The 1,748-nt window shown below is 63.6% G+C and carries 2 protein-coding genes; both read left to right on the top strand.

All coding sequences use genetic code 11. From position 1 onward, the window contains the following. Window positions 1-794, top strand: a 794-nt coding sequence (locus VDP82_RS17820; protein WP_323016155.1) for a hypothetical protein, incomplete at its 5' end; no start/stop codon positions are given. Beyond that, a partial coding sequence (gene metG, locus VDP82_RS17815) for a methionine--tRNA ligase (protein ID WP_323016154.1) occupies window positions 791-1,748 on the top strand: 958 nt, incomplete at its 3' end. The genes VDP82_RS17820 and metG, both read left to right, overlap by 4 nt.

The raw sequence follows: 1,748 nt of genomic DNA, 5'->3' as shown, positions 1-1,748 counted from the left end.
AGGTGGCTGCCTTCTCCCATCCCAATCTCTTCGTGCTCCGCCGACGCCCCAAGGACGGCAAGGGTTTCTACACCGTCATCCGCGTTGAAGACGTGCGCGATCTGCGCGACAGCTTGAACCATACGCGCGGGCGCTCCGGCCACCGCATCGCCATCATCGATTCCATCGACGACGCCAATCCTTCCGCGGTCAATGCGCTGCTCAAGACGTTGGAAGAGCCGCCCGCCGACACCATTTTCCTGCTGATTTCGCACCGCCCCGGCCAGTTGCTGCCCACCATTCGCTCGCGCTGTCACAATCTGGCGCTGCGCCCGCTTGCCGATAGCGACATGCAGGCGGTGCTGGCCGAGACCGACCCGACCTTGCCGCCCGAAGGGCTGGCGCGCGCCGTCAGCTTGGCCGGTGGGCGGCCCCGCCGCGCCTTCGAGACGCTGGCGCTGGCCCCCGATTCCGCGCTGGGCGCCTTGCAGGCGTGGCTCGCCAACCCCTCCGCCCATCCCGCTGCCGCCCATCTGCAACTGGCCGACCTTCTCGGCGCCGACGCGCAGGGCACCGAGATGAGCTTTGCCCGCGAAATGCTGGCCGACTGGATCGCCGGGGAGGCGCGCAATGCCGCCATGAAGCCGCAGGCGCGCAGGCGTCTTGCCTCGGCCAACGAGCTATGGGAGAAGGCAAACGCCCTTCTTGGCGACGCCGACAGCATCAATCTCGACATGAAGCAGACGCTGGCGGTTCTTTTCGACGCCATCCAGAAGCACAGCGCCCTATCCGCCAGCCCCACCGAGCCAGCATGACCGCCAAGCCCTTTTACGTCACCACCGCGATCTCCTATCCCAATGGCGCCCCCCATATCGGGCACGCCTATGAGATGATCGCCACCGACGCCATCGCCCGCTGGAAGCGGCTGGAGGGCAGGGACGTCTATTTCCTCACCGGCACCGACGAGCACGGCATCAAGATGGTGCAAACCGCTGCCCGGGAAGGGATTCCGGTGCGCGAGCTGGCCGACCGCAATGCCGGCGAATTTCGCCGGCTGGCCGAGGCACTCGAGCTCTCCAACGACGATTTCATCCGCACCACCGAGCAGCGCCATTACGACTCGGTGCAAGCCATCTGGAAGCAGATGGCCGACTCGGGAAATGGCGACATCTTCCAGTCCACCTACAAGGGCTGGTATTCGGTGCGCGACGAGGCCTATTTCGACGAAGATGAATTGACCGAGAAGGACGGCAAGCGCTACGCCCCCTCCGGCGCCGAGGTGGAATGGGTGGAAGAGCCCACATTCTTCTTCCGCCTCTCGGCCTATCAGCAGAAGCTGCTCGACCTTTACCAAGCCAATCCCGATTTCATCGCGCCCAAGGAAAGGCGCAATGAAATCATATCCTTCGTCAAGAGTGGCTTGCAGGACCTTTCCGTCTCCCGCACCACGTTCGACTGGGGCATTCCGGTGCCGGACGCACCGGGCCACGTCATGTATGTCTGGGTCGATGCGCTCACCAACTACATCACCGGCCTCGGTTATCCCGACACCGAAAATCCCCTGTTCAAGAAGTTCTGGCCGGCGGATCTGCATGTCATCGGCAAGGACATCATCCGCTTCCACACCGTCTATTGGCCCGCTTTCCTGATGAGCGCCGGCCTGCCGGTGCAGCATCGCGTCTTCGCCCACGGCTTCCTCACCGTCGATGGGCAGAAGATGAGCAAGTCGCTGGGCAATGTCATCGATCCCTTCCATCTGGTGGAAACCT

The organism is Devosia sp., assembly GCF_034675085.1.
GTDB lineage: Bacteria > Pseudomonadota > Alphaproteobacteria > Rhizobiales > Devosiaceae > Devosia.
Note: the sequence above shows the minus strand (reverse complement) of the source record. Positions and strands in the feature narration are given on the sequence as shown.